The sequence below is a fragment of the Methylomonas fluvii genome, from assembly GCF_014850975.1.
In the GTDB taxonomy this organism is placed as follows: domain Bacteria; phylum Pseudomonadota; class Gammaproteobacteria; order Methylococcales; family Methylomonadaceae; genus Methylomonas; species Methylomonas fluvii.
Window position 1 is genome coordinate 288,340 of the sequence record NZ_JACXST010000003.1, and the last position, 25,714, is coordinate 314,053.

Below are 25,714 nucleotides of genomic sequence, written 5' to 3' on the forward strand. Positions count from 1 at the left end.
AAATGCAAATGGGTTCGCTGAAAAACTTGCCGGTTCTGCCCGATGCGAGTCTGCGGATTCTAGATGCCATCAACACGCCGGACATACCCATAGAAAAGTTGGCGGATGCCTTATCGTTATCGCCTGGTTTAGTCGCCAGATTGCTTGGATTAGCGAATTCTGCCTATTTCGCCCGTGGCAGAAATGTCTCAGATATTCGTACCGCTATTTTTCAGGTCTTGGGTCTGGATTTGGTGAAGGCCCTGGCACAGGCAATTATTTTTAATGTCCAATTCGATACGCGCAAATGTCAAGGTTTCGACGCCGAGTATTTTTGGATACGCTCATTAACCACCGCGGTATCCGCACAAAAACTGGCTATCGAGATTCCGCAATTGCGTGCATTTACACCATCGACTATTTATTCCGGTGGATTACTTCTTAATATCGGCGTATTGGTGCTCGGCTATGTGCAGCCCGAAGAGCTGCATCAGGTTTTTGTCGAAAGCAAAAAAACCGGCTTGCCTGTGAGCCAGGGGATTTATCGACAAATGGGGCAGAGTCATTATCAAATCGGTCATTTTTTATTACATAAATGGCATTTGCCGGTTTTGTACCAGGTGCTATTACACAATTATGAAAATAAGGACTTTGAAGGGATAGAACTGCCCTTGCTGATTTTATTGAGGGTTTGTGAACGCTTAAGTGTAGCTGTGATCGCCGGTGAATCCATTAACCTGCAAGAGTTCGAACCGGAATGCCGGAAAATTAAGTTGCCGTTGGACAATATACGAGAGCTTGCCGAACAACTGGCAGAAAATCAGCCGGCTATGCAAAAACTTGCCGCCATCATGGGGAATTGATGAACCAGCCTAGCGCAAACAGTCAAGATGTGAAACTGGCGGGTTTCGGCGTGCAGGATTTACTGATCGATCTAGTCAATGCGCTGTCCGCAGTCAAACAATTATCCGAAATAGACTGTCAAGTCGATGATGAAAAAGCCCTTATCAGACAAGCTTTGGCAAGCCTTATCCAATATCAAGATATGGAGCGTTGCTCTTTTTTCATCGTGGATAGCGAAGGCTTATTAAGCAATGTTGCCGGCATTAGTGTGAGCGAGCTTGGCAATCCTGAAGCAAATGTGGATAGGTCTTTGCGCTTTAGAGTAGGGGAAGGCTTGATTGGCACTGCTGCTGCGACCGGTGTTTTGCAGCATTGTCAAAATTGCCATGAAGATAAGCGATTTGAAAAAACCGGAAACTCGAACCAATCGCCCGGTTCAATTATCAGTGTGCCGGTATTTACTTTCAACCGCACCCTGATTGGCGTTTTAAATGTATCGCATCCGCAAGCCTATTATTTCAACGATTGGCATATCCGTTTGTTGGAAGTCTATAAAAACATTCTTGGTCAGTTGATCACCACCAGGCGCCTGGTTCAGCATATGGAACAGCAAATTGCTTCCAGGACGGCCGAGTTGGAGAGCTTGGTTGCTGAAACCAATCAACTTAAAGATCATTTTGCCAGTATGTCCATGCATGACCAATTAACAGGCCTGCATAATCGGCGGTTCTTTTATGACCAAGTCGAAGTCGTTATCGCTCACCATAAGCGCTACAAAACCGGTTTTTGTTTGCTGGTGATGGACATTGATCATTTCAAAGTCATTAATGATCGCTTCGGACATTTGTTCGGCGATCAAGTGCTGACCGGTGTAGCTAAAGCGTTAAAGCGGCAAGTGCGTAACACCGATATTCTGGTACGTTTTGGTGGCGAAGAGTTTGTAGCGATTTTTACCAATACCCGCTGCGATAGCGGTAAAACATTTGCGGAGCGCATTCGTCAGGAAATCAAAACCCTGGAATGGTCTATTAATAAAGAAGTGGTTAATTTGACCCTGAGTATTGGCTTATATTGCTTGAATAGCGATTTAATTCAATCCGAACAAACACCAGACATTGATCAAATGATTAATTACGCCGATGCGGCGTTGTATCAAGCTAAAGCCAGCGGCCGAGATAAGACGATAGTATTCGGCGAAGCCTGCTCGGATCAGTTGTAAGAGTATTTTGGATGGTTCTTTGAGGTATTCATAACCTTAAGTTGTGACTAAAAATATTTAAATTTCCCACTCAGCATAACATCACAGAGTCTCTGTCAGTCCGGTACTTGATTTTTAGGTAATTACGCATTGTTAGTCTATGTAGGTTATTAACCAAGCCCTATTTTTATTAACGGGTATTCCGTTTGGGTTGAGCTCGCCGAAGCCCAAGCTGGTGTGCTCTTCGGCAGACTCAGTAACCTCAAGCCATTAAGGCGAACGGCATGAAGGGCCGGGTCAATAATACAAATACCAGCGTCCTGTTCCCCAGTACCAATTGTAGCGATAGCCGGAATACCAGTTGTTGTAAAAAACCTGTTGCCATCGTCTCCGCCACTGATAATCGGCTTGCTCCGATTGGCGCGCTTTTACTGCCTCTTTAAGTAAGCTGCTTGCTTCTTTGTCGCCTTTGTTGGCGGTAATGGACAACCATTTTTCAGCCTCGCCCGGATCGGATCCCATTTCGCCAAGACCAGTCAGATAAACTCTACCCAAAGCTTTTTGCGCGTCGAAGTTGCCTCTTTCGGCGGATTCACGCATCCACTTGATCGACTTATAGGTATCTTGGCGAACACCGTCAGCTCTAAAGAAACGCAGAGCCAAATCATAAGCGGCGCGCGGGTCGTTTGCGGCCAGCTCTTCAAGTGCTTTGATTTTTGCAGCGTCTTCAGCGGACATCGCCGGTTCCGGCTGAAAAGAGGCATAGTCTTTCGGGCGATCTGCACAGCCATTCTCGTCGCAAATTCTGATGGTGTCCGACTTAACTTGTTTTTCTTGATGTGTACACGCGACAAGGCCAAACGCTACGAATAATACAAATAGCGTTGACAAAAAAGGCTTTTTTGAATGCATGAGTATTTCCTTTTTCTTTTCATAAGTTTTGGTCTATTATCGCTCGAATTTTTTAGTTTGCTAGGCGCCATTAACTGAATGGCAATTTTTTGGAGTTTTTTGGATGAGCGTTAAATCAATTCGAGATTTATCATTACTGGTCTCTGTTTTTGCTTTTGCCGGCTGTGCGCAACAGCCTGGCTTGCAGACAGGTGGTAGTTCAAATTTAGTCTCTGGTTCTGCCGGCGGAGCGACCAGCGTCAATGCCAATAAGTCGTTAGAACGTTGCGCCAGCCCGTTGGGTACCTTGGCGGTTAGCGATGGGCGTTTTTCGGGAGCGTCAGGGGTAACCACAGTTGATCCGTTAATCCGCTTGGCGGTACAGCAATCCAATTGTTTTATTATCACCGGTATTGGCAATATGAGTACCAGTGCCATGTTGGATCGAATCACTGACCAACAAAGAAACTCCGGGGAATACCGCTCAGGTTCAAAACAACATAAAGGCCAGCGTGTTGCGGCTGACTATTTGCTCGACCCGCAGATTATCGTCGCTAATGAATCGACCGGCGGACAACAGGGTTCCATTGGAGCCGGATTAATCGGTGCCGGATTAGGCGCTGCCGGTTTGGGCGGTTTAGGCGCTATTGCCGGCGCGGTTTCGCATGCCGTGGAAACTAGAACCACCGATGTGGCACTGACACTGACCGATATTCGTTCGACCGTACAAATTGCCATTTCTCAAGGCAGTGCCACCGCTAACAATATGAGTACTTCGGGCGGCGGCGCGTTCGGCGGTTGGGGCGGACTTTTTGCCGGCGCGGCGGGCGGCAGCATAGGCATGTACAGCAGAACTCCGGAAGGCATAGCTACGGCGGCAGCCTTTTTTGACGCTTATAACAATATGGTCCAGTCGCTCAGAAACTATAAAGCGCAGGAAGTGCAAGGCGGTGGCGGCAGCGGTCAAGGTGGCGTTTTGCAAGTCAAGTAACAACCTGAGCGCATCGTCTGCAAACGATGCGCTACTCCTCGTGTCGGCGCGGTCATATCCGTAAATTCCCTGTATAATCGTGCCCGCACTCTTCCGGTTTATCCGGCTTCTGTTAAATTAATCCTTCTGTATAAAATCCATGGCACTACATTGCGGAATCGTTGGGCTGCCCAACGTCGGTAAATCAACTCTGTTCAACGCGCTTACTAAAGCCACCATTGCGGCTGAAAACTATCCTTTTTGCACGATAGACCCCAACGTGGGGGTGGTGGCGGTACCGGACCCGCGCATGGATAAACTGGCGGTCATCGTCAAACCCGAGCGCGTATTACCGACTACGATTGAGTTCGTCGACATCGCCGGTTTAGTGGCTGGCGCGTCTAAAGGAGAAGGTTTGGGCAACCAATTTCTCGGTAATATTCGCGAGACCGATGCCATTGTCCATGTCGTGCGCTGTTTTGATGACGACAATGTGATTCACGTTGCCGGCAAGGTCGATCCGATTAACGATATCGAAGTCATCAATACCGAATTGGCTCTGGCCGATATGTCTTCCGTCGAAAGAGCGTTGCAAAAAGCCGCAAAAGCGTCAAAGTCTGGCAATAAGGACGAACTGGCGAGAAAAGAAGTTCTGGAACGGGTGCTGGATCACCTCAATGCCGGTGAAGCCGTGCGTACTTTAGGTTTGACCGAAGAGGAAGCCAAGCTTATCAAGGAATTGTGCCTGATCACGATCAAGCCCACGCTGTATGTTGCGAATGTTCAAGACAACGGTTTTGAGAACAATCCGATGCTGGACAAAGTCAAAGCGTTTGCCGAAAAAGAAGGCTCAAAGGTCGTCGCTGTTTGCGCGGCTATAGAAGCCGAAATCGTGCAGCTCGATGAAGACGAAAAGAAAGAATTTCTCGAAGACTTGGGCCTGGAAGAGCCTGGCTTGAACAGAGTGGTGCGTGCCGGCTATGAGTTGTTGAATCTCTCGACTTATTTCACCGCAGGCGTCAAAGAAGTCAGAGCTTGGACTATTCCTGTCAACGCCACTGCGCCGCAAGCCGCGGGCGTCATTCACTCCGATTTCGAAAAAGGTTTCATCCGCGCCGAAGTGGTCTCGTATGCAGATTTTATAGCTTACAACGGCGAACAAGGTGCCAAAGATGCCGGTAAATGGCGGTTGGAAGGCAAAGAGTATAAAGTTCAGGATGGCGACGTGATGCACTTTCGTTTCAATGTTTGACAATAGAAAAGACGCGTCCTATAATGCGCGTCTTTTCAAAGCTGTTCCCAGTGGCGATATAGCTCAATCCGGTTAGAGCGCGGGATTCATAACCCCGAGGTTCCAGGTTCGATCCCCGGTATCGCCACCACTTAAATCAAGGACTTGCGTTAATTCGCTAGTCCTTTTTTTATGCCTGCGGGACACTGGTGGGACACTTCGAAATAAAAAGCCACAACAAACCGCAAAACAACAGGCCGAATTTTTATTGCATTCGCACCGACCTTGCACCAGCTAAATTCACCCAAAACCACCAAACGAAACCGTTTATCCGCACTTATGCCCTTTGGGTAATCCGCCGTTCAGCTTTGCATCGTCCATCTGGTTCGTAACAGTCTGAACTATGTCGGTTTGAAAATGCGCAAACAGATCGCTGCAGACCTCAAACGGATTTATCAATCGGCTACCGTGGCAGAGCTGAGCAACGCCCGGCTGAGTTCGAGGCGCAATGGAACGGCGATTATCCATCGATTGCCCCGATATGGCGGCGCAATTTGGAGTCACGTCATCCCGTTCCACCGGAGATACGCCGCATCATTTAAACACCAACTCCATCGAGTCGGTCAATATTAGCCAGAGGAAAGTCACTGTTGACGCCGGTTGAAAATTGACCAAGTAAACCGGTAAATTCCGGCTGAAGATTGACCAGGGTTATTAACCTGTCCTGTCCAGAAATTAGACAGGAACCTAAAGGGTGATAACCATGATCCTACCCCCATGAGTCAGAATAGTTGTCGCCTCAAATTTCGATTCCTTTTGAAATTTGAGATGAACCATGAGCCGTTCCAAAAAGCAGTATTCTGATGCATTCAAAGACCAAGCGTTGGCGAAAGTCTACAGCCGGGGCAACCGATCCATTCAAACGGTTGCCGATGAATGAAACCTGAGCATACATACCTTAAAAACCTGGATGAGCAACGTGGCACCGACGGATACCCCGAAACCCAAACCAGCCAAACGCCCCCAAGATTGGCGCCCGGAAGAACGCTTGCTGGCACTCCATGAAAGCCATGGCTTGACCGGTGAGGCGCTGAATGCCTGGTGTCGGCAACGCGGGCTATTTGCGCATCAACTCGTCCAGTGGCGAAGCGATTTTTGCGCTGCCGCTCGACCGCGTTCAGGTGGCGATGACAGTCTGATGCTGCGCGGCCTGAAAGCCGAGAATCAACGTCTGGAGCGCGAACTGAACCGTAAGGACAAAGCCCTGGCTGAAGCCGCTGCCTTGCTGATCCTGCAAATACCCACAGGGCACAAGAAAAGGTGCGGGCGCTGTTGGGTGGGCGCGGTCGAATGACCTCCCTTCCGCAGCGCCAGCAGCTGGTCGACTCAGTCGCCGAAGCCACGGCGGCCGGTGCTCGCCAGGACCAAGCCTGTGCCGTACTGGGCCTGAGCCCGCGCACCTTGCAACGTTGGCAGGCCGGGGAAACATTGACGGAAGACCGCCGGCCGCAACGGCACTATACGCCGTCGCATGCCTTGAGCGATGCGGAGCGGAGTCACCTCTTGGTCGTCGCGAATTCGGCTGAGTTTGCCGATCTGCCGCCCAGCCAGATTGTCCCGCGCCTGGCCGACCAAGGGATTTATCTGGCGTCCGAATTGACCTTCTACCGCATTCTGAAAGCCGCAAGGCAACTGAAGCACCGCCGTAGCGAGCGCCCCAGCCAGCCCCGTACCCAGCCCAAGGCGCTGACGGCCACCGCGCCGAATCAGCTCTATAGCGGGGATATCACCTATCTGCCGGCGGCGGTCAAAGGCCGGTTCTACTATCTCTACCTGTTCCTGGATATTTTCAGTCGGCAGGTCGTGGGTTGGCAGGTGTTCGAGGCAGAAAGCGGCCAATTGGCCAGCGAGCTGTTACGGGACATCTATCAGCGCGAAGACCTGCGGCCCCAACAGGTCGTCCTGCATTCGGATAATGGCGGCCCAATGAAAGGCGCCACGATGCTGGCCACCCTGCAACGGCTCGGCATCATGCCGTCCTTTAGCAGACCGGCGGTCAGCAACGACAACCCCTATTCGGAATCGTTGTTCAAAACCTTGAAATACCGTCCGCCATACCCGTTGCAACCGTTTGCCGACTTAACGTCCGCCCGGCACTGGGTGGCTGATCTCGTGCAGTGGTATTTATGACCTTCAGGTTACAACCACGAACACCGCCACAGCGCCATCGGCTTCGTGACCCCGGCGCAACGCCATGCCGGCTTGGACCAAGCGCTGCTTGCTCAACGCCAGGCGTTGTACGAACAAGCCAAGGCTCAAACCCCCCGGCGCTGGAGCCGACAGACCCGCCGCTGGAACCGCGTCCATACCGTGTATCTCAATCCCGATCGGGCCGATACGCAACACACGTCCAACACCACAATCCAGGAGGCCGCCAGCTAGGGCAATATAGCCGCATGAGTTTTTGCATTGAGGCGACAACTAGCTTGAAATTTTCCGAGCTCAACAACCTATCTCGGTGTCCGAAAAAAGTTGACCACTACAATACACAATAAATCCTAGACTGAAGGTGCAGTGATGGCGGATCATAAGTAAGCTGTACGCCATAGGTTACATGTTTTGCACGATACCCTGTCAATACTGACAGTTGTTGCGCGACCTAATCCTGAGTTGTAATTAACCCAAGAAACTGCCGGAGTCAAAATGTCAGGTGAAACAACAGGTGCCGTTCGTGTGTTATTGCGACTAGAGGGATTTTGCATGCTAGTTGCCGCCTGCATCGTTTACGCAAAACTCGATCTGGACTGGAGCACTTTTGCACTCTACTTCCTGGTGCCCGATATTTCTTTGCTCGGTTATTTCGCCGGCGCCAAGGTTGGCGCTGTTAGCTATAACACCGCGCACTCATACCTCGGTGCCTTTGCCAGTCTGGTGATCGGCTTTACGGTTCCGTCCCTGACACTTCAATGTGCCGGTTTAATCTGGTGTGCCCATATCGGTTTTGACCGGGCGCTGGGTTACGGCCTCAAATACCCGGCTGGATTCGGTTTTACCCATCTTGGCCGCATCGGGCGATTTGCTGCCAAACATTCGGAAGAGCAATAACCGGTTTGGGCTCTGAGATATAAAAATGACATTGGAGTTTATACAAGCAACGCCAGCCCATGCAGAAATTATAAGTTCGCTGGTCGTCCGGCTTACCCAGGAAATTTGTGAGCGCACGCATGCGCAGCATTTTGATATTGACTTGGCAGGTACGGTTCAGCGCTGTGCCGAGCTGTTATCGGCGGGGCACTATGCGGCTATTGTCGGCTGGTCGGATAATGTTCCCGTTGCCGTTTCGACCATCACCGAAACCTATGCCTTATATGCCGGCGGAAAGGTAGGCGTTATTCAAGAGTTTTACGTTATTCCAGAGTTTCGCCGTTCGGGTGTCGGCGCGCTGCTTATTGAGCAAGTCAAAAATCTTGGTCGGCAGCGCGGTTGGTCGTGTATGGAGTTATGCACACCGCCACTCCCGGAATTCGAGCGGACATTAAGTTTTTATCAGCAAAATGGTCTTATGCCGGTCGGCGGTCGGAAAATGAGACAGAATTTAGCTACCAATCACTAAACACGCATGCGCTTTGCGTTAGTTGCCATGGAGGAAGATTGATGAAATACAGTAGATGGATAGCCGTGATTTTCCTGTTAGTGCCGATTTCCGCGTTGGCTTTTTTCAAACCGGTTCGGGTACTGATCCCTGAAGCATTCGGCGTCCGTTGCAACGCACAAAACCTATGCATGGACGATTTTTCTCAGCTTGCGAAGGCGGAATCACTACTCCACGACTCGAAAATTTATCTTGCCAGGCAATGGGGCTTGTCTATCGGCGAGCCGAAGATCGTCTTTTGTAGCATGGAGCAATGCCGGTCAGCGTTCGGACTATCGAACAAGGCGGGATTCACCTTGGGCAGTTTCGCTATCGCCATCGCGCCGCGTGGCTGGCAGCCACACTACGTGGCGCATGAGCTCATCCATCATTGGCAAGCCGATCAATTCGGCAGCTTGGTGCTGCTAAGCGGTGAGCAGTGGCTGACCGAAGGCATGGCCTACGCGCTGAGCAACGATCCGCGTAGGGAATTGCATCAACCCTTTGAATCCTATCGTCAGCGCTTCAATGACTGGCATAAACTCCATGCCGATATTCCACTCAAGGAATCGCTGGGCGGGGCACTTTAAAAATGGCGTCGGGCTTATGTCATTCCCGATTTCCAATCCGTCCAAGCCGCAAACATCGGACATATCGTCGGTCTTGGTCCGCTTGAGACGCGTAACCAGCTTCTCGCTATGAACAATATTTGTGTCATCTTCGATTTGGACGGTACGTTGGTCGACAGCGAGGGACTGGGCAATCAAGCCTTTCTCGATCTGCTTCCGCAATTGCATGATTCACTGGAAACCTTGACCGAGCGCTATCGCGGCCAAAAACTAAGCTCGATTATGATTGATCTTGAAAACCGCCTTGGCCTAAAGCTGCAAGATTCGTTTGAACAGCAGTATCGCCAGCGTGTTGCGGAACTCTTCGCCCGTGATTTGCAACCCATGCCGGGTGTATTGGACATGCTCGCCACCCTGAACGCGTCAAAGTGCATAGCCTCCAGCGGACCGCTTGCGAAAATCCGTCAGGCCCTGGAAGTCAGCGGCCTTGCTGGATATTTTGCTGACAATTTATTCAGTTCGTATCAGATCGGTTCATGGAAACCCGATCCGGGTTTATTCCAATATGCCGCCCGTACGATGGGCTTTGTGCCTGGTCAGTGCGTGGTGATAGAAGATAGCGAAGTGGGGATAGCGGCTACCATAGCAGCAGGCATGACACCGCTTTACTATGTACAGACCGGCGTGACCAATTCGTATCAGGCCGCAGCTCATGTTGTATTCGATGACATGTCCCAACTGCCGCAACTGCTCGAGCAATTTGCGAATACAAGCCAGTTCAACCGTTAGCTATTCAGACTGCAGAGTCATTTATAGGCAACCGCCAAAATTATCTGAAAATTTCGCCCGAATCAAAGACAACAGGAAAAGAGTATGACCGCAAAAGAACATTATGATCGGCATCTTGCCGAGATTTATGCGTGGATGGTTGGAGACTTTGACGCCAGGCAAAAAGAATTTCAACAATTCTTGGCGGCAAACGACCTGTGTCCAAAAAGCAATTCAATCGCTTTAGACTTGGGAGCTGGACATGGTATACAAAGCGTGTCCTTGGCCAGAGCGGGATATACGGTAAAAGCAATCGATTTTAACCAACAGCTGTTATCCGAGTTGATCGACAATGCCCAGAGACTTTCCGTTATCGGCTTTAATGACGATATTCGGCAGGTGAAAGAATATGCTGATCCCAAACCTGAACTGATTGCTTGCTGCGGCGACACACTGACGCATCTTGAAAGCTTGGATGACATTAGACAATTGATTATCGATTGCTGCGAATCGTTAATTGAAAGCGGAAAATTGGTTTTATCTTTTCGAGATTATTCAACGGCACTCTCGGGCGATCAGCGCTTTATACCGGTAAAAAGTGACGACACCACAATACTGACCTGCTGCCTGGATTATGAGGCAGACCGGGTGCGGGTGACGGATTTGTTGCAGATTAAAACGGAAAACGGCTGGCAGCAAAAAGTGAGTTCCTACTATAAAGTCCGTGTCTCTCCAGACGATGTCGTGAAAATCCTTGCCGATTGTGGCTTAAGGGTGACGTTTAACGAAGTCGTCAACCGCATGACGACCATCATAGCGATTAAACCCTAACTTCGAGAGATGGCATGAGCAAATTTAAAGGCGGTTGCATGTGCGGCGCGGTTCAATACGCAGTGAAATCCGAGCCGCGTCTGTCTTTTTTATGCCAATGCCGGCAGTGTCAAAGAATCACCGGCACAGGCCATTCGGCCGAGTTTGTGGGATCGGCAAAAGACACAATGATTTCGGGAGCGCTGAAATTTTACGAACTGACTGCCGATAGCGGCAATACCGTTACTAGCGGCTTTTGTCCGACTTGCGGCGATACCGTGCGCTCACAGATTGCCCATAACCATGGCGCATTTTTGGGGCTGGGTTCCTCATTACCGGAAACCTTACGCGACAGCGTATTTTCGCTTGGCCTCACCGGGATGTTAATGACTTTGCTATTCCTGACGCTCAAACAATCCGAACCTTGGAAACATAGGATGCCACCTTTATGTCATCAATAGAATTCAGCCAATTCGGCGCCGCCGACGGCCAGCAGGTGATCTATTTCCACGGTACGCCGGGTTCGCCTGACGAATGTGAAATTTTTGACCTTTATGGCAAACAACATCAATTGAGCATCCTTTGTTATGACCGCTCGACCATTGCCCCTAGCTTGCAAGGCGACGCTTATTACCAATGCCTCGCCGATGAGATTGCCAAGAAAGTGGGCGATAACCCGGTCGATTTTATCGGCTTTTCGATAGGCGCTTTCATCGCCTTGCAAGTTTGCCGCACGATGAAGGGCAAAGTGCGCAGCCTGCATTTGGTTTCCGCCGCCGCGCCGCTGGATGCTGGCGACTTCATCGACGTGGCGGCGGGAAAAGCCGTTTTCCGGCTGGCTCAAAATCGTCCGTCGGCATTTCTGCGGCTGGCTCGGGTACAAGGATGGCTGGCGAGAAGGTTTCCCGGCCTGTTATTGCGGATGCTATTTGCCAGCGCGGCCGGCGAAGACCGTGCGTTTCTGGCCGACCCGGAGTTTCGGACCACGATGACGAAAATGCTCAAAACCTGTTTCAAGCGCGATTCGCTAGGCTATGCTCGCGATGTCATCGCCTACGTCCAGCCTTGGAAAGCAACGCTGGCCGAAATCGGCGTCGATACCCAGATCTGGCACGGCGCGGAAGACAACTGGTCGCCGCTTGCCATGGCCGAATTTTTGGTATCGGCGTTGCCCGGCTGTTCGAAAATCACTGTACTGGACGGGCTTTCCCATTATTCTTGTCTGTATCGAGCCGCGCCGGCGATCTGTAGGTCGATCCAGGCCGACATTTCCGCCCTATCTTTAAATGCTCATAAATCCATGAATACCTAAGAGACAAGGATGATAACCGTTCAAAAAGAGATACAAATTGAAGCAAGCCCAATGCTGGTTTTTAACGCCATTAGCGATCCAAACAAGATCGTTCAATATTATCCTGTCGACGCCGTTCGATCCGACAGTCGATGCGGTGGACAAATTATTTTTGAGGGAAAAGTGGATGGGCACGCTTTTACCGACTATGGCGTTATTGATGTTTTCGATCCTCCCCGCGAGTTTAGCTATAGCTATTGGAGCGATAACCACGGCACAGAGCGCCTTGCCCAACACCATATGACTATTCGGTATCTATTAAGCGATACCGAACAAGGAACCCGACTGATACTTGAGCATAAAAACTTACTGACAGAAGAACGCCGGAACCTGATGACTGGCGTCTGGGATTTTCTTCTGGCCCAGCTTAAGTCTTATGTGGAACAGACATAATTATTTATCCTGAAAACAATCCGATCAGTTCATGTACATCCCCAAACATTTCGACGAACCCAGAATCGAGGCCATGCGAGCCTTGATACGCAGTTATCCGCTAGCGACGCTGGTCACCTTGTCCGCCGACGGCCTCAACGCCAACCAAATTCCGTTACATTGGGCGGAGGAGGGCGATACGCCTTATGGCAGTTTGCGCGGCCACATCGCCCGCTCGAATCCGCTGTGGACCGACTTCGATCAGCAAGCCGAAGTATTGGCGGTGTTTCAATCCGAAAATGCCTACATCTCGCCGTCCTGGTATGCGACCAAGCCGCAAACCGGCAAGGTGGTGCCCACCTGGAACTACGCCGCGGTGCATGTTTACGGCAAACTAAGGATCATCGACGACCCGGCCTGGATTCGTCGGCAATTGCAGGCCATGACGGATGAATTCGAAGCTGGTTTCCCCGAGCCCTGGTCGGTAGCGGACGCGCCGGCCGATTTTACCGAACGCTTGCTCACGCAGATTGTCGGTATCGAAATCAGCGTGACCCGGTTGCAAGGCAAGTGGAAAGTGAGTCAAAACCAGCCGCCGGAGAACCGCATCAGCGTGATCGAAGCGTTGCGCGAATCCGGTCAGGCGGCCATGGCAGACTTGGTTGTCGATGCGGTCAAGCCTTGAGTCCAACCCTGGATGTGCTTGTTCCGTAGGCTGGTTAATGTTGTGCCTTAAACTTATTTAGGAGAAGAGTTCTATGAAACATCACATCATTACCGTCATGATTTTAGCGCTGGCCGTAGCGTGTTATCTGGCTGGCTATTCCGGTATCGGTAACGCCGCTTTCATCGTTGGTGCAGGCTTCGAGACGTGGTTTTGGATTCGGCTCTTGATCAAACGTCCGTCTGCTTAAAGCAGCTCGCTGATTGACTGCCGGATAAGGCTGGAACGCCTTTTGCCGATTGCGAAACAGAGCCCCGATGCACCACTCAAACGAAACATTAAGCCAGGAACTGGTGGCGATGGCAAAAAACGATCTGTCGGTACGGGAGGCGTTGGTTGCCGATGGCTCGCTGGGCCGAGCTCTCTACCATCCGCGCATGGAAGCAATACATATCGGCAACGCCGCTCGCCTGGCGGACATCATCCAACAATACGGTTGGCCCGGAAACGCTCTTGTTGGCGAGGAGGGCGCATGGGTGGCCTGGTTGATTGCTCCACATGCCATCGGCAATCCGCCATTCATGCGGCATTGTCTGTCTTTGTTGAAGCAATCCACCGCCAACAACGACGTGATGCCTTGGCAGGCGGCGTTTCTGGAAGACCGTATTCGCATTTACGGTGGATTTGGCTATAGTCGAGCGCGAAGCAGTGAGGGCGGGCAAAGATGTCGAAGCGGACGGAAAAGGTGCTCGCCGACGCTGAAAATCTTGGAAACGGAGCGCCAGCGAAGTGAAGATTTTTAGTCCCCGATAGCCGTAGCGCCGGGCGGGTTTTCGCAGCGAAGCGGAGAAAACCTGCAAGGCATCGCGACACGGCGTCGAGTCATGCGAGAGCCGATGTTTCGACCCCTTGTTGGGTCGGAACGAGGTGACGCGGACGAATCGGGGCGCCGAAGGCATAAGCGGTCGCGTAATTTTTGCCGATTTTTTCCTGCTGGGAAGCTCGAAAAAATCTTTCGGCAAAAATAGCGACTCCCCGGAATTCAACAGGCCGAGCAAGACGATTTGGCTCATCTGTCCAGCCATGCGCGGCATATCATCGTCAGCAACAGCGGCCATTTCATCATGCAGGATCAGACCGATGCATTCGTCGCCGCGGTACACGAAGTTGTTTTAGATATGCCTCTGGTCAATTGAGCACGTTGAGTCAGGCGAGATGATTCGGCGCTTGTTACAGTAGCGTTCGATTGAGGAGGTATGAAAGTGGACGATAAAACGGCCAGCGCGGCCTATGCCATGCGCTTCGATAGGATTTTCGATTACATAGACAAACATCTGTTCGAGCCGATGTCAGTCAATGAACTGAGCAAACAGGCCAATTTTTCCCGATTTCACTTTCAACGGCAATTCTCCGCTTACACCGGGCTGAGCACGACGCGCTACATCCAGTTATTGCGTTTGCGTAAGGCTTCTTACCAACTGGTGTTTCAGGAGCAGCGCAGCATTACCGATATTGGCTTGGACGCCGGTTTCGGCAATGCGGAATCGTTTTCCCGCGCGTTCAAAAAATGCTTCGGACAAACGCCTACTCAATTTCGAAAGCACCCAGCATGGCAGCCTTGGAATGAGCGCATGCTACTACCCCAACGAATAAGGAGTCCCCAGATGAACGTCAACATCGTCGATTTTCAAGAAACCACAATAGCCGTCTTGGAGCACCGTGGCCCGCCCAGCCTAATCATGGAGTCGGTCAGAAGCTTTATAGACTGGCGCAAACAGAGCGGCTTGTCGCCAATCTCCAGCAGCCGCACGATTGGTATCGCCTATGACGACCCGGCTGTCACGCCCGCAGAGTCATTCCGGTTCGATGTATGCGGTGAGGTCAAGCAACCCGTGCCGGAAAACTCGCAAGGGGTGATTAACAAATTGATTCCGGGAGGACGTTGCGCCGTGGTGCGCCATATCGGTTCGACCGACCGGATTAGCGACAGTGTTTATTACCTCTACCGGGAGTGGCTGCCGGAAAGCGGTGAGGAGTTGCGGGAATTTCCGCTGTTTTTTCATTACATCAAACGGGTGCCTGAAACGCCCGAGCACGAACAGATTACGGATGTATATCTGCCTTTGGTGTAAACGAAAGCGGTCGAATAGTTGGTCCATGGTAAAACCCAGCCGCGCAGGGCGGATTAGCTTTAGCGGAATGCGCCGAAACGTTAATCACCAGCATGCGGCGCAATATGGCTACGCCTATTGACGCCCTAAGATTGCGCCTTACGGCCTTGCCATAAACCGCGAAGCAGGTATTGAGAGCCGTAACCCATGTTAGAATCACTATAAACCTAAGAGCAGTTGGGCCACGAAAAATCCCGTTTGTCTTTATGCCCGTTGGGTACAGCGCTTGTCGAGGGCGCACGGGATTTTCCATTACCCAGCGATGAATGTGTTATGGGCCGTTCATGCCTCGACACTGCTTAGCACGAACAGCCCACAACAAACGCTATAGAATAAATGTTTACCGGCTTACCGAGACTGCTCGGCGTTATACAACGAGACTAAGCGTCTAAAATCACAATAGAGGCAGCAGCATGATGACACTAAATATCGACGACGACACGGCTAGCCTGCTCCGCCAGTTGTCCGAGCAGGAACACGTCAGCCCCGCGCAACTGATCAAAAATCTTCTTAGTGATTATCTCGAAGACTTGGCTGATGCGGCTGCCGCCGATGCGGCGTTAGCAGAATTGACGAGCGGCAAGGAGGATACGATCAGCTTGGCGGAATGGGGGCAGCAACTCAATGCCTTGGAGCATTAGGCTCAAGACGGGCGCCGCCAAAGCCATCAACAAGCTGGACAAACCGGTCCGCGACAGAATCAAAACCTTTCTCGCTCAGTTAGCCGAACAAGATAATCCGCGCATTAACGGCAAAGCCTTGCAAGGCAAATTGTCCGCATATTGGCGCTATCGGGTTGGCGACTACCGTTTGATTTGCCAGATTCAAGACGACGAATTAATCGTTTTGGTCGTCGAATTGGGCCATCGAAAAGACATTTATCGGGACAAGTAGTAATCGCTAAAAATCTAGCCCCAACATCTTGCTTCGTGTAGCCAACCTTGTTGTTAAGTACCAATTTTGATACGCTACTTCAATGAATCCAATCCTTTCTGTTAGATTTTTTGCAACGGATGCCGGCAGTGAGCCCGTTAGAGAATGGTTGAAAGGATTGTCCGCACAAGACAGAAAAACGATAGGCGAAGATATTAAAACGGTGCAATTCGGCTAGCCTCTCGGTATGCCCTATTAGTCGATCATCTCGAAGGCGATATTTGGGAAGTCAGAATTAAGCTGGACAACCGGATAGCCCGCGTTCTGTTTGTCATCGATAAACAGACGATGATTTTGCTGCATGGCTTTATCAAGAAAAGTCAAAAAACACCGAAAGCGGAAATCGATTTGGCAAAACAAAGATTGAAAGCATTACGAGGTAAGCAATGAACACTAACCAAGAAGAAAATCCTCATATCGGTAGCAGCTTCGACGACTTCCTAAATGAGGAAGCCATCCTCGACGAAGTGACAGCGGTAGCGGCCAAGCGGGTCATCGCTTGGCAAATATCGGAAGGCATGTCGGCGCTAAAACTCAGTAAAACGGCTATGGCTAAGAAAATGCACACCAGCAGGGCTTCGCTTAATCGCCTGCTGGACGAAGAAGATACCAGTTTAACCTTGACCACTTTGGTAAGCGCCGCCGCCGCGCTCGGGAAAAAGGTAAAAATAGAGTTGGAATCTGTGTGAACTTGGCTGGATAAGGCCATAGTTGTAGGCCCAAAACCGGCCAAAATTCGTCAGACGAAACGAAAGTGCCTATGGCAAATTCCAGCCAAAATCAGGCGTAGGGTGTGGTGAGTTTACGAACCGCACCAATCGCGAACGATACCCTAAAGGGCACAAGTGCGCTTCCGCTGTTCAGCACATCCTACGGCCATATTGATGTTTCAAAGATTCATTAAATTAAAAGAAATGGTAACCATCGATCATACTCAAGCCCCCAGCCCTTGGAGCGTCGACCCGAAGCACGTGCCTTCAAGATCGAAGATCTACTCGCCGAAGTTCGCTTAGGACGGATACGCATTCCGTCTTTTCAAAGACCATTGAGCTGGGATCGGAAAGATGCAAGCAAGCTTGTTGACAGCTTATATCGTGGTTATCCGATTGGAACTCTATTGTTTTGGGAGACAGCTGCGGAACCGGGCGAGATGCGTTTCGGGTCGATCACCGTAACCGCCGGAGGGCGGACAGATGCTTTATGGGTGGTAGATGGTCAGCAGCGTATTGTCTCTATGGCGCGGATATTATTAGCTTCCGAAGCGGATAACGATGCTTTCGCACTTTACTTCGACTTGGATCGGATCGAATTTGTCCCTCCACCTTCGGCAGCGGCACAAAGCGGAGATGCTGCACGCTGGTTGCCCATGACGGAAGTGCTGGATTCGGAACGCCTGTTTCAATGGTTAATGGCAAAATCATCGATCAGTAAAGAACGACGAGACCGTGCTTTTCAATTGGGTAAACGCATTCGCGAGTACGATATTCCCGCCTATGTAGTACGAACAGACAGCGAAGAGATTCTCCGAGAAGTGTTTAGCCGTGTAAATTCCACGGGTAAAGGGCTGAAAGCACCCCAAGTATTCGATGCATTGCATGGTGCCAGAACCCATTCGCGCCCTGCGACGATCAAAGACATTGTTACGGAATTGGAGCCGCTCGGTTTTGGTCGCGTCGAAGAACAGACTCTTTATAAATTGTTAAGGGTTCTTCAAGGAGTCCCTGTCATTCAAGGTGGAAGTGATGGGCCTTTGCGTCTCTCATTGGGCGAAGCGGAGCAGGCCTATCGGCAAACGACAGAGGCCGCGAAACGGGTGATTCAGTTTCTCAAGGAAGAGAGCGGCATTCCTCACTATGAGTTGCTTCCTTACAAGCAACCGCTGGTTACGCTAGGAAAATTCTTTAGTCATCACCCGGCCGCCAATGCTCGCTCGCGCGACTTGCTGGTGCGCTGGCTCTGGCGTGGCGCATTGAACGGTTCACATCAGGGGGATACGGTTTCTACCCGAAAAGCGTTAGATCGTATTGATCCGGATAATGAAGCGCTGTCGGTCCAACGCATGTTGGATATGGTTAAGCAGAAACCCGACATTTATCCATCCGCGACAGAGCCGTTCAATTTTCGTTATTCCGCAAGCAAACTTCAGGCTCTTGCTCTGATAGCACTGGCTCCGCGCGATCTTGAGAGCGGAAAATTATTACATCTGGGGGAGAAAGCTGACAGGCTGTTTGATCAAGAGATACCTTTTCATCAAGTGCTTGCTTATAAAACTCCGACTCAAAACGGATTGTATCTTTCCGCTGCTAACAGACTGGCTCATCCCCATCGTAGCGGAGGGCTACGTCGTCTACTGCTAAATGTAGCCGACCCTGCTGTATTGGTTTCGCACGGAATTACCGATGTTGCTATGCAAGCTTTGCGTGATGGCGATGCAGCGCAATTTCTTATCTTACGCGCGGAACATCTACAGCGTCATTTTGAACGATTCTTCGAACAATACGCGCGTTGGGATGAGCCTGATCGCCCCCCCCTGGCCTCGCTGATAGTCTCGGACGAGGAGGAATAAATGGAATCGACCAATACCCTGCGAGTTTTGCTAAACGATACGCCCATTGGTACGCTGAACTTAAACCGCAATGATGGCGGCGAATTCAGGTTGCTGGAATCCTACAAACGGGCTTATCCACGCCCGGTGTTGGGTCAGCAATTTCTTGACGACCTGGAGCAGGTTCATACTAGCCGCTCCCGCGTTCCACCGTGGTTTTCGAATCTGTTGCCCGAGGGGCCGCTTCGAGATTTGGTAGCGAAACAAGCCGGCGTGGCTTCTACACGAGAGTTCTTCCTGCTACATCGTTTGGGTGAGGATTTACCTGGTGCGGTCCGCATTGTTGAGGATGACATTTTGATCGAACCTCAGGCCGAGCTCAACGCCCAGACGCTAGAACAGGAACCGGCTGGAGCCTGGCATTTTTCCTTGGCCGGGGTACAGCTCAAATTTTCTGCGCGCCGCAAAGATAGGGGGCTTACCATTCCGGTTAGCGGCCAAGGCGGCGACTGGATCGTCAAGCTTCCCGATTCCCGCTATCCCAAAGTGCCGGAAAACGAATATGCCACGATGCTGTGGGCGAAGGCGAGCGGGATTGACATACCCGAGTTGGAATTGATAAATCTAAGTGACATAAACGGGCTCCCCGCGGACGCCGGGACTTTCTCCGAACATTTCGCATTAGCTATTCGTCGCTTTGATCGACCGGTTACCGGCCGACGTGTTCACATGGAAGACTTTGCACAAATTCTAGGTTTGTATCCCGAAGAGAAATATCAGAAATATAACTATGAAACCCTAGCCAAGTTGATTTTGGCTCTCACGGGGGAAACGGGTCTGGAGAAATTCATTCGCCGCCTGATATTCATTCTTGTCTCCGGTAACGGCGATGCTCATCACAAAAACTGGAGTCTGCTCTATCCGGATGGTGTTAAGGCTGAGCTCTCGCCAGCCTACGATCTTCTATCGACAATTCAGTACATGCGAGATGACCAACTTGCCCTGAACTTAGCCAAATCGAAACGCTGGGAAGATGTTGGGATGGATTCTTTTCGTCGTATGGCGCGCAAAATAGGCTATGCAGAGCAAAGTATGGTTGAGGGCGTCCAAGCTTCGTTGGATGCGATCCTAACCGCATGGCAAAATTTAAACGGCGACTTGGGTTACGATTCTACACAGCGCAACACTATTGAGAGCCATTTTAGGAAAATCCTTCTCTATCGAAAAAATTAGGACCTTAGACTGGGTTGAATGCAATGAAACCCAGCATTGATGGCATTTTTTCTGGGTTTCGCTTTCGCTCTGCCCACGACTATGTCCCAAGCTTCAATGCCGTGGTCTAACCTGAATCCCAGCCCGACCATCAATCAAAACAGGCAGAATGAACATACACGTTTTCGAAAAACTCGGCGGCATCGCCATCATCGTGGGATCGCTATTGCTCAGCGCTTATGCGGTCTTGTTCCCGATCTTTCTGCCTTTAGGGACGAGAAGCTTCGATTATGTCGAGATGGTGCGCAACTCGGCTTGGGTGCCTTTAGCGCTGGTTGCCTTCGCTGGCGTGTTAGCGTTGCTGGTCGGATTCTATGCTGTTTATGCCAAGATGCGTAACACGGCCGGCGTGCAGGGCGCCGTCGGTTTTTTGTTCGTCGAGGCGGCTTATTTGCTGCAAGTCTGCAAGGTGACTTGGGAGCTGTTTCTTTATCCCGTCATCGCCCGCTATCCAGAAACCGCGTTCCTGCTACGCGACGCCATCATCAAAAACGATCCGGCGGTGTTGGCGTTTAGAATTTCGGCTTCCGCGACGATATTGATCGGCATCGTGCTGTTTTGCCTGGCTATCTACCGTTCGGCCATCTATCCCAAACCCGCGGCGGCATTGATCTTCATCGGCGCCGTGGTTTATGCGTTGGGGCCTATGATTTCGGTATACGTGTCTATCGTTGGGATTTTCACCTTTGCCGTGGGCTGTATGCTGCTCGGGGTTCGCTTGCTGCGCTGACTGCGCACGGCTTGCCGTTCAATCAAACCCCGCATCTTGATTGGCAAAACTGCTAGGGCGGTTGTGCCGCCGGTGCTAACCTGCCGCCATCATGGCTTGCAGGAGTTTTTACGATGAACGATATTAGCGACCCGGTTTACGCGCGTCTGCTCAAGGCGGCGCTGGAGTGTTTCCTTTCCGACGAATACCACAAGGTCACCACCCGCATGATCGCCGAGAAGGCCGAGGCCAACATTTCGATGATTCGCTACTACTTCGGCAACAAGGAAGGCCTTTACGAAGAAATGATACGCGAGACGCTCAAGCCCCTCTTGGATATGCTAGACAGCGATACGCTGTCCGAGGCCGGCGGTTTTGCCGAATATCTGCGCCTCTATTACGACACTATGCGCAAGCACCCCGAATTTCCCAAGCTCATCCTCAAGGTGCTGGCCCTCAACCACGGGCCGGGCCGGCGTTTCATCCTGCAATTGCTGGAGCGCGGCCGCAGCGGCGGCGCGCGGCGGCTGGAACAGCTGAAGGCAAGCGGTCAGGTCGATCGGGCGATCAATCCCGACGTGGCGCGCATGGCCTTCGTCAGTCTGGCTATGATGCCGATGCTGCTGAAAGACATCTTCGAGGAACAGATGGGCGGGCAGATGGATGAGGCCTTCCTCAACGAACTCGCAACGCTTAACGGCAAACTATTGGTGGCTGGCATGGCTGCGACGCAAGCGGGAGCGTGACATGACATTGCAAAAGAACGCCGGCGCGGTGCGCCGTTTTGCCAAGCTAGCGAGGTTCGGCGCCTGGCTGCAAAATTTGCCCAACAAAATCGTGCCGCCGCCGTTCCGTCTGATTCAGATCGGTTCGGCCTTTTGGCAATCGCGGGCGCTGTATGTCGCCGCGCGGCTGGACATCGCCGGCGCGCTGGCCGGCGGCGAAGCGAGCATCGAAACCCTGGCCGAACGCGTCGCCGCCGACGCCGATGCGCTTTACCGCTTGCTGCGCATGCTGGCAGCGATGGGCGTGTTCGAAGAAGTGGCCGACAGGCGCTTCAAAAACAATAAGCTTTCGTCCTGCCTGCGCCCGGACCATCCCAACAGCGTGCGGGCGATGGTGCTGATGCACAATTCGCCGGCAATCAGCCGGCCGTGGTTCGAACAACTGGAGCAGGGCGTGCGCAGCGGCGGCGTGCCGTTCGAATCGGTACACGGACAGGCGTTTTACGACTACAAGGCTGCGATCTGCTTAAAGCCGTGCCGAAGGCGCACAGCGGCAAGGACATCTATTTGTTGAGCGCGGTGCTGCACGGCTTCGACGACGACACCTGCGTCACCGTGCTGCGCAACGTCGCGCAAGCCAGTGCAGATAGCGGCGCTGCCATCGCCGTGATGGAGATGGTGATGCCGGATAGCCCGACCGACATCGCCACAGCCGCATTCGACATGCAGATGTTCGTCAATACCCGCGGAAGGGAGCGAACGCTGGCCGAATGGCGGCGGCTTTTCGATGCCAGCGGATTGGTACTTCAAGAGGTGGTGAGCTTGCGAACGTTCGGGAAAATATTGGTATTGCGAGCGGCTCACTGCGCCAGCCCGGTATGACTCCGGAATCCGTGTGGCGAGAGTTCGCTTACACTGGTATCCGGATCAATCCCGGCAGGCTGCGTCGTTTTACGACGGGACGGCGAACTGGATGTTCGGCTGGTTGCTGCGGATTTCACCGGTAAGGCTTGCCGATCAATCGCTTTGAACAAAGCGCAAAACGAGCGCAAATCACATTACCTGTACAAACACCCCAACCGTCATACTTGGCAGTGAAGACGATAACGGCGGCCCGGCAAATGCTGGACTCGCCCCGGAGCAACCGGGCCTTCTCGACGTCGAGAGCACAAAGCAGACGATGGGAATTTCAGTATCTGCTGGGCAACTGAGGTAATCGACGCAGGGAGGGAAAACCTGAGCCGCAGGCCAATCGTTTCTGCTTGATAGGGCTTGTTGCCTAAAGGCCCTTATTCCTGATTTTCTTCTTGGGTTTCGGTCGCCGTTGGCTCAGGAGCGTAGTCTTTGGAATCGACTTCAGTTTGTTCGCATTTACCCTTTAATAATTCTATAGCGCCCGGCCAGCAGGATGCTTCGACGTAAAATTTGGCATACCAAAGAAAGGCGACGCCAGAGCAGTCCTCATGGACAATCTTGGCTGCTACGCTGACATCGTCTTCATAAACTCTTTCCACTTTGCAAAAGTGAACGGGTTCGGACCAAGCGGTATTCGTTGTTAGAGATAAAAGGGCTAGGGCAGATATTTTTTTAAGAAATGTCATCTTTTTATCCAAAAATGCTAAAGAGTAGCTTCAATATTCGGCTTTACCATGTTCAAAGTCAAAACTTACATCTGGTTTTTTCCGCAAAATACCGAAAACTCAGGGAAGGGAGCTTCTAAAAACCAAAGGAAACGCTATGCTCCGAGAAAGCCAGAAGGTTAGAGACTTCCGGGAGACCCGGTGATAATTCAGCAGCGATGGCTTTTCGTCGCGACAAACAGGAAATACAAATGTATTCGTCAGATGATGAAATCGGCATTATCACTGCCTTTGTGGAGCAATTGGAAGAGCAGTCCATTCCACGCGCGTTGGCCGTTAAAAAAAGAGTGGAAGAGGGCGATACGCTGAACGAGATTGAAATCATGCATTTTGAACAAATGCTTTCAGAGGCCAGCACTATGATGCCGCTTCTAAAGCACCATCCTGAATATCAAAAATTGATCGCTGAATTAGCCAATTTGTACAACGAAATTTCTGAACGCGCTTTGAGTAACCAGTTAAACGGCAAAACCTAAAAAGCCGACGCTCTGAATATAGATAAGCTGTGATTTAGGCGCACAAAAAAGCCGGGCGTACCCGGCTTTATGGAACTGCAACGCTAAATGGCTGCTATTCGAAAGAAACTTCTTCCAGGCTGGCCAAGCAGCCTAGCCCTCTGGCAAATTCTTGCAATTCGCTCGCCATATGAAAATTAATGATGGAGTTCGTCTTTAGATCCACGACGGCGTATTCGACAATCGTATCGTTGTTCTGCAACCTCGGCTTGTACTTCAACAACTTCTTAGACTCCTTGGCTAGCTTACGATTTAGCCGAGTGGTTAGCGCGCGAATTGAAACCAATTTTTTCATATCCGATCTCCATACGTTAAAACGGAAATCGCAGTATAAGTGATTTTGACGGTTTTATGACAATCCCCAACAAAAAGCCTGAGACTCTGAGCACAATGTTTGGATTGTGCAGCGTTCACTATGGAATCAAACCAGGCGGAAAATTAACTGGCTAGCCTGAGCAAAGTCGATAATATAGCAACATGTTGTTTGTATGAAATCCGGCGGAACCGCTTCCGCATTAACCATGAGGGCAGCCATGTCTGAGCAAACCAACGCTTTTCAATCACTCTCTTCTGAAAGCGAGGCGCGCGAGCCTATAGAAATTTGGCTGACGACCGCCGACCAGCATGCTTTGCTACAACCACAGACCAGCCGGTTTGGTTTTAACCACGATCTCGGCGATTTGCCTGTGATAGCGGTCGACACCGGCGATGTTTATCAAACCGTGGAAGCTTTTGGCTTCTCCTTGACCGGCGGCAGCGCCATGCTGATTACCGCACTGCCCAGCGCCGAACGACAAGCTTTGTTGCAGGAGCTATTTTTGCCTGATGGTGACGGGATCGGCGTCAGTTGTTTGCGGCTTAGCATAGGCGCTTCCGATTTAAGCGAGCGGTGCTTTAGCCATGACGACATGCCTGATGGCCAGACCGACATGGAGCTAGCGCATTTTGATTTGAATGCCGGCGATATCGATGTTATCCCGCTGCTCCAAGATATTCTGGCGCTCAACCCAACTATTCGAATTATCGCCACCGCTTGGTCGGCACCGCGCTGGATGAAGACTAACCAGGCGTTTATCGGCGGCAAGCTTAAGCCCGAATGCTATGCCGTCTACGCGGCGTATTTGGTGAAATACCTGCAAGCAATGCGCGAACGCGGCATCGTGATCCACGCCATTACTCCGCAGAATGAGCCGTTGAATCAAAAAAACGAGCCGAGCATGGTGATGGAAGCGCCGGAGCAGGCCGAATTTATCAAACATCATCTGGGACCGGCCTTGCGCGAGGCGGGATTAGCCGATGTGGAAGTGTTTTGCTGGGACCACAATTGCGATGTCAAAGAATACCCATTGACGGTATTCGCCGACGCCGAGGCTCGGCAGTATCTCAGCGGCTCCGCTTGGCATCTGTACGGCGGCGATATTTCCGTGTTATCGGACGTGCATCAAGCTTACCCAGACATGAAACTGTATTTCACCGAACAATGGGTGGGCTCGGACGGTGAATTTGGCGGGGATTTAATGTGGCACGCCCGCCACGTGCTGATCGGCTCGTTGCGGCACTGGAGCAGGGCGGTGTTGGAATGGAATTTGGCCTCCGATCCGTTTTGCGGCCCACACACGCCGGGCGGTGAGGCCCGCTGCGTGGGCGCGTTGACGATAGACGGCAATCAGGTCACACGCAATGTTGCTTATTACGTGATTGCCCACGCGGCGAAGTTTGTCCGGCCCGGTTCCATGAGGATTGCTTCCGGCGCACAAAACGACTATTTGCCTAACGCGGCCTTCCTCACGCCTGAGGGCTCTGTGGTGTTGATCGTCCTAAACGAGACTGCCGAACCGCGTGCGTTTGGGATTCAATATCAAGGCAAAACCGTGGTCGTTGAGTTACCGGCTAGAGCGGTGGCTAGCCATGTTTGGGCAGCCTAACG

Annotated in this window: 34 protein-coding genes, 1 tRNA gene and 1 pseudogene; 33 read left to right on the forward strand and 3 right to left on the reverse strand. The window is 51.5% G+C overall.

Annotated features, from left to right (window positions below):
- Window positions 1-2: 2 nt before the first annotated feature.
- Together EBB_RS18870 and EBB_RS18875 are read left to right on the forward strand one after the other, a co-directional pair.
- Window positions 3-842, forward strand: a complete 840-nt coding sequence (locus EBB_RS18870; RefSeq protein WP_192395304.1) for an HDOD domain-containing protein — start codon at window positions 3-5, stop codon at window positions 840-842.
- Window positions 842-2,041: a sensor domain-containing diguanylate cyclase gene (locus EBB_RS18875; RefSeq protein ID WP_192395305.1), complete on the forward strand. Its 1,200-nt coding sequence runs from the start codon at window positions 842-844 to the stop codon at window positions 2,039-2,041. The genes EBB_RS18870 and EBB_RS18875 overlap by 1 nt, the downstream gene beginning before the upstream one ends.
- Before the next feature lie 276 nt (window positions 2,042-2,317).
- Here the strand turns inward: EBB_RS18875 and EBB_RS18880 are convergent, their stop codons facing one another.
- Window positions 2,318-2,932, reverse strand: a complete 615-nt coding sequence (locus EBB_RS18880) for a tetratricopeptide repeat protein (RefSeq protein WP_192395306.1) — start codon at window positions 2,930-2,932, stop codon at window positions 2,318-2,320.
- Window positions 2,933-3,035: 103 nt separating this feature from the next.
- Here EBB_RS18880 and EBB_RS18885 point away from each other — a divergent pair, with 103 nt between their 5' ends.
- From EBB_RS18885 to EBB_RS26510, 29 genes and pseudogenes are all read left to right on the forward strand, one after another.
- Complete coding sequence (locus EBB_RS18885; protein ID WP_192395307.1) at window positions 3,036-3,902, forward strand: hypothetical protein; 867 nt, start codon at window positions 3,036-3,038, stop codon at window positions 3,900-3,902.
- Between the two features lie 139 nt (window positions 3,903-4,041).
- Window positions 4,042-5,133, forward strand: a complete 1,092-nt coding sequence (gene ychF, locus EBB_RS18890) for a redox-regulated ATPase YchF (protein ID WP_192395308.1) — start codon at window positions 4,042-4,044, stop codon at window positions 5,131-5,133.
- Between the two features lie 52 nt (window positions 5,134-5,185).
- Window positions 5,186-5,263, forward strand: a tRNA-Met gene (locus EBB_RS18895).
- 266 nt (window positions 5,264-5,529) lie between these two features.
- Window positions 5,530-5,745: a hypothetical protein gene (locus EBB_RS26765; protein WP_371744345.1), complete on the forward strand. Its 216-nt coding sequence runs from the start codon at window positions 5,530-5,532 to the stop codon at window positions 5,743-5,745.
- Between the two features lie 202 nt (window positions 5,746-5,947).
- Window positions 5,948-7,554: pseudogene (locus tag EBB_RS18905) on the forward strand (IS3 family transposase).
- Between the two features lie 261 nt (window positions 7,555-7,815).
- Window positions 7,816-8,217: a DUF4260 domain-containing protein gene (locus EBB_RS18910; RefSeq protein WP_192395309.1), complete on the forward strand. Its 402-nt coding sequence runs from the start codon at window positions 7,816-7,818 to the stop codon at window positions 8,215-8,217.
- A gap of 25 nt (window positions 8,218-8,242) precedes the next feature.
- Window positions 8,243-8,725: a GNAT family N-acetyltransferase gene (locus tag EBB_RS18915; RefSeq protein WP_192395310.1), complete on the forward strand. Its 483-nt coding sequence runs from the start codon at window positions 8,243-8,245 to the stop codon at window positions 8,723-8,725.
- A gap of 41 nt (window positions 8,726-8,766) precedes the next feature.
- The gene (locus tag EBB_RS18920) at window positions 8,767-9,333 is read left to right on the forward strand and encodes a hypothetical protein (RefSeq protein ID WP_192395311.1); all 567 of its coding nucleotides are present in this window, start codon (window positions 8,767-8,769) and stop codon (window positions 9,331-9,333) included.
- A 108-nt stretch (window positions 9,334-9,441) separates the two neighbouring features.
- Window positions 9,442-10,101 (forward strand): HAD-IA family hydrolase, encoded by a 660-nt coding sequence (locus EBB_RS18925; protein WP_192395312.1) that lies wholly within the window; start codon window positions 9,442-9,444, stop codon window positions 10,099-10,101.
- A gap of 84 nt (window positions 10,102-10,185) precedes the next feature.
- Window positions 10,186-10,911 carry a class I SAM-dependent methyltransferase gene (locus tag EBB_RS18930; RefSeq protein ID WP_192395313.1) on the forward strand — a complete coding sequence of 242 codons (726 nt, stop codon included), beginning with the start codon at window positions 10,186-10,188 and terminating at the stop codon, window positions 10,909-10,911.
- 14 nt (window positions 10,912-10,925) lie between these two features.
- Window positions 10,926-11,351 (forward strand): GFA family protein, encoded by a 426-nt coding sequence (locus EBB_RS18935; protein ID WP_192395314.1) that lies wholly within the window; start codon window positions 10,926-10,928, stop codon window positions 11,349-11,351.
- On the forward strand, window positions 11,339-12,202 hold the full coding sequence (locus tag EBB_RS18940; RefSeq protein WP_192395315.1) for an alpha/beta fold hydrolase: 864 nt from the start codon (window positions 11,339-11,341) through the stop codon (window positions 12,200-12,202). Before EBB_RS18935 ends, EBB_RS18940 begins: the two co-directional genes overlap by 13 nt.
- 9 nt (window positions 12,203-12,211) lie before the next feature.
- Window positions 12,212-12,634: an SRPBCC family protein gene (locus EBB_RS18945; RefSeq protein ID WP_192395316.1), complete on the forward strand. Its 423-nt coding sequence runs from the start codon at window positions 12,212-12,214 to the stop codon at window positions 12,632-12,634.
- Window positions 12,635-12,665: 31 nt separating this feature from the next.
- Complete coding sequence (locus EBB_RS18950) at window positions 12,666-13,298, forward strand: FMN-binding negative transcriptional regulator (protein ID WP_192395317.1); 633 nt, start codon at window positions 12,666-12,668, stop codon at window positions 13,296-13,298.
- Between the two features lie 73 nt (window positions 13,299-13,371).
- Window positions 13,372-13,527 carry a hypothetical protein gene (locus EBB_RS18955; RefSeq protein ID WP_192395318.1) on the forward strand — a complete coding sequence of 52 codons (156 nt, stop codon included), beginning with the start codon at window positions 13,372-13,374 and terminating at the stop codon, window positions 13,525-13,527.
- A 67-nt stretch (window positions 13,528-13,594) separates the two neighbouring features.
- Entirely contained in the window at window positions 13,595-14,080 is a 486-nt protein-coding gene (locus EBB_RS18960; RefSeq protein WP_192395319.1) for a DUF6624 domain-containing protein, read from the forward strand.
- 261 nt (window positions 14,081-14,341) lie between these two features.
- The gene (locus tag EBB_RS26505) at window positions 14,342-14,473 is read left to right on the forward strand and encodes a hypothetical protein (RefSeq protein WP_306790025.1); all 132 of its coding nucleotides are present in this window, start codon (window positions 14,342-14,344) and stop codon (window positions 14,471-14,473) included.
- 66 nt (window positions 14,474-14,539) lie between these two features.
- Window positions 14,540-15,409: an AraC family transcriptional regulator gene (locus EBB_RS18965; protein ID WP_229427608.1), complete on the forward strand. Its 870-nt coding sequence runs from the start codon at window positions 14,540-14,542 to the stop codon at window positions 15,407-15,409.
- Between the two features lie 452 nt (window positions 15,410-15,861).
- A complete protein-coding gene (locus EBB_RS18970) occupies window positions 15,862-16,089 on the forward strand; it encodes a DUF6290 family protein (RefSeq protein ID WP_192395321.1) in 228 nt (75 codons plus the stop codon).
- Window positions 16,073-16,342 carry a type II toxin-antitoxin system RelE family toxin gene (locus EBB_RS18975; RefSeq protein WP_192395322.1) on the forward strand — a complete coding sequence of 90 codons (270 nt, stop codon included), beginning with the start codon at window positions 16,073-16,075 and terminating at the stop codon, window positions 16,340-16,342. The genes EBB_RS18970 and EBB_RS18975 overlap by 17 nt, the downstream gene beginning before the upstream one ends.
- Before the next feature lie 291 nt (window positions 16,343-16,633).
- Window positions 16,634-16,771: a type II toxin-antitoxin system RelE/ParE family toxin gene (locus EBB_RS26050; RefSeq protein WP_229427643.1), complete on the forward strand. Its 138-nt coding sequence runs from the start codon at window positions 16,634-16,636 to the stop codon at window positions 16,769-16,771.
- Window positions 16,768-17,070 carry an XRE family transcriptional regulator gene (locus EBB_RS18985; protein WP_192395323.1) on the forward strand — a complete coding sequence of 101 codons (303 nt, stop codon included), beginning with the start codon at window positions 16,768-16,770 and terminating at the stop codon, window positions 17,068-17,070. Before EBB_RS26050 ends, EBB_RS18985 begins: the two co-directional genes overlap by 4 nt.
- Window positions 17,071-17,330: 260 nt before the next feature.
- Entirely contained in the window at window positions 17,331-18,947 is a 1,617-nt protein-coding gene (locus EBB_RS18990; RefSeq protein ID WP_223146872.1) for a DUF262 domain-containing protein, read from the forward strand.
- Window positions 18,948-20,159 (forward strand): type II toxin-antitoxin system HipA family toxin, encoded by a 1,212-nt coding sequence (locus tag EBB_RS18995; RefSeq protein WP_192395324.1) that lies wholly within the window; start codon window positions 18,948-18,950, stop codon window positions 20,157-20,159. It abuts the gene before it with no gap.
- Between the two features lie 148 nt (window positions 20,160-20,307).
- Window positions 20,308-20,928: a hypothetical protein gene (locus EBB_RS19000; RefSeq protein ID WP_192395325.1), complete on the forward strand. Its 621-nt coding sequence runs from the start codon at window positions 20,308-20,310 to the stop codon at window positions 20,926-20,928.
- 113 nt (window positions 20,929-21,041) lie between these two features.
- A complete protein-coding gene (locus tag EBB_RS19005) occupies window positions 21,042-21,653 on the forward strand; it encodes a TetR/AcrR family transcriptional regulator (RefSeq protein ID WP_192395326.1) in 612 nt (203 codons plus the stop codon).
- Window position 21,654: 1 nt separating this feature from the next.
- Window positions 21,655-22,206, forward strand: a complete 552-nt coding sequence (locus EBB_RS26055) for a methyltransferase family protein (RefSeq protein WP_225587600.1) — start codon at window positions 21,655-21,657, stop codon at window positions 22,204-22,206.
- Window positions 22,167-22,514 carry a methyltransferase gene (locus tag EBB_RS26060; protein ID WP_229427609.1) on the forward strand — a complete coding sequence of 116 codons (348 nt, stop codon included), beginning with the start codon at window positions 22,167-22,169 and terminating at the stop codon, window positions 22,512-22,514. Before EBB_RS26055 ends, EBB_RS26060 begins: the two co-directional genes overlap by 40 nt.
- 13 nt (window positions 22,515-22,527) lie before the next feature.
- Window positions 22,528-22,662 (forward strand): hypothetical protein, encoded by a 135-nt coding sequence (locus EBB_RS26510; RefSeq protein ID WP_306790026.1) that lies wholly within the window; start codon window positions 22,528-22,530, stop codon window positions 22,660-22,662.
- Between the two features lie 259 nt (window positions 22,663-22,921).
- Here the strand turns inward: EBB_RS26510 and EBB_RS19015 are convergent, their stop codons facing one another.
- On the reverse strand, window positions 22,922-23,233 hold the full coding sequence (locus tag EBB_RS19015; RefSeq protein ID WP_192395327.1) for a hypothetical protein: 312 nt from the start codon (window positions 23,231-23,233) through the stop codon (window positions 22,922-22,924).
- 197 nt (window positions 23,234-23,430) lie between these two features.
- Here EBB_RS19015 and EBB_RS19020 point away from each other — a divergent pair, with 197 nt between their 5' ends.
- On the forward strand, window positions 23,431-23,748 hold the full coding sequence (locus tag EBB_RS19020) for a hypothetical protein (RefSeq protein WP_192395328.1): 318 nt from the start codon (window positions 23,431-23,433) through the stop codon (window positions 23,746-23,748).
- 94 nt (window positions 23,749-23,842) lie between these two features.
- Here the strand turns inward: EBB_RS19020 and EBB_RS19025 are convergent, their stop codons facing one another.
- The gene (locus tag EBB_RS19025) at window positions 23,843-24,082 is read right to left on the reverse strand and encodes a hypothetical protein (protein WP_033156179.1); all 240 of its coding nucleotides are present in this window, start codon (window positions 24,080-24,082) and stop codon (window positions 23,843-23,845) included.
- A gap of 238 nt (window positions 24,083-24,320) precedes the next feature.
- Between EBB_RS19025 and EBB_RS19030 the strand changes: the two genes are divergently transcribed.
- Window positions 24,321-25,712: a glycoside hydrolase family 30 protein gene (locus EBB_RS19030; protein WP_192395329.1), complete on the forward strand. Its 1,392-nt coding sequence runs from the start codon at window positions 24,321-24,323 to the stop codon at window positions 25,710-25,712.
- Window positions 25,713-25,714: the final 2 nt, after the last annotated feature.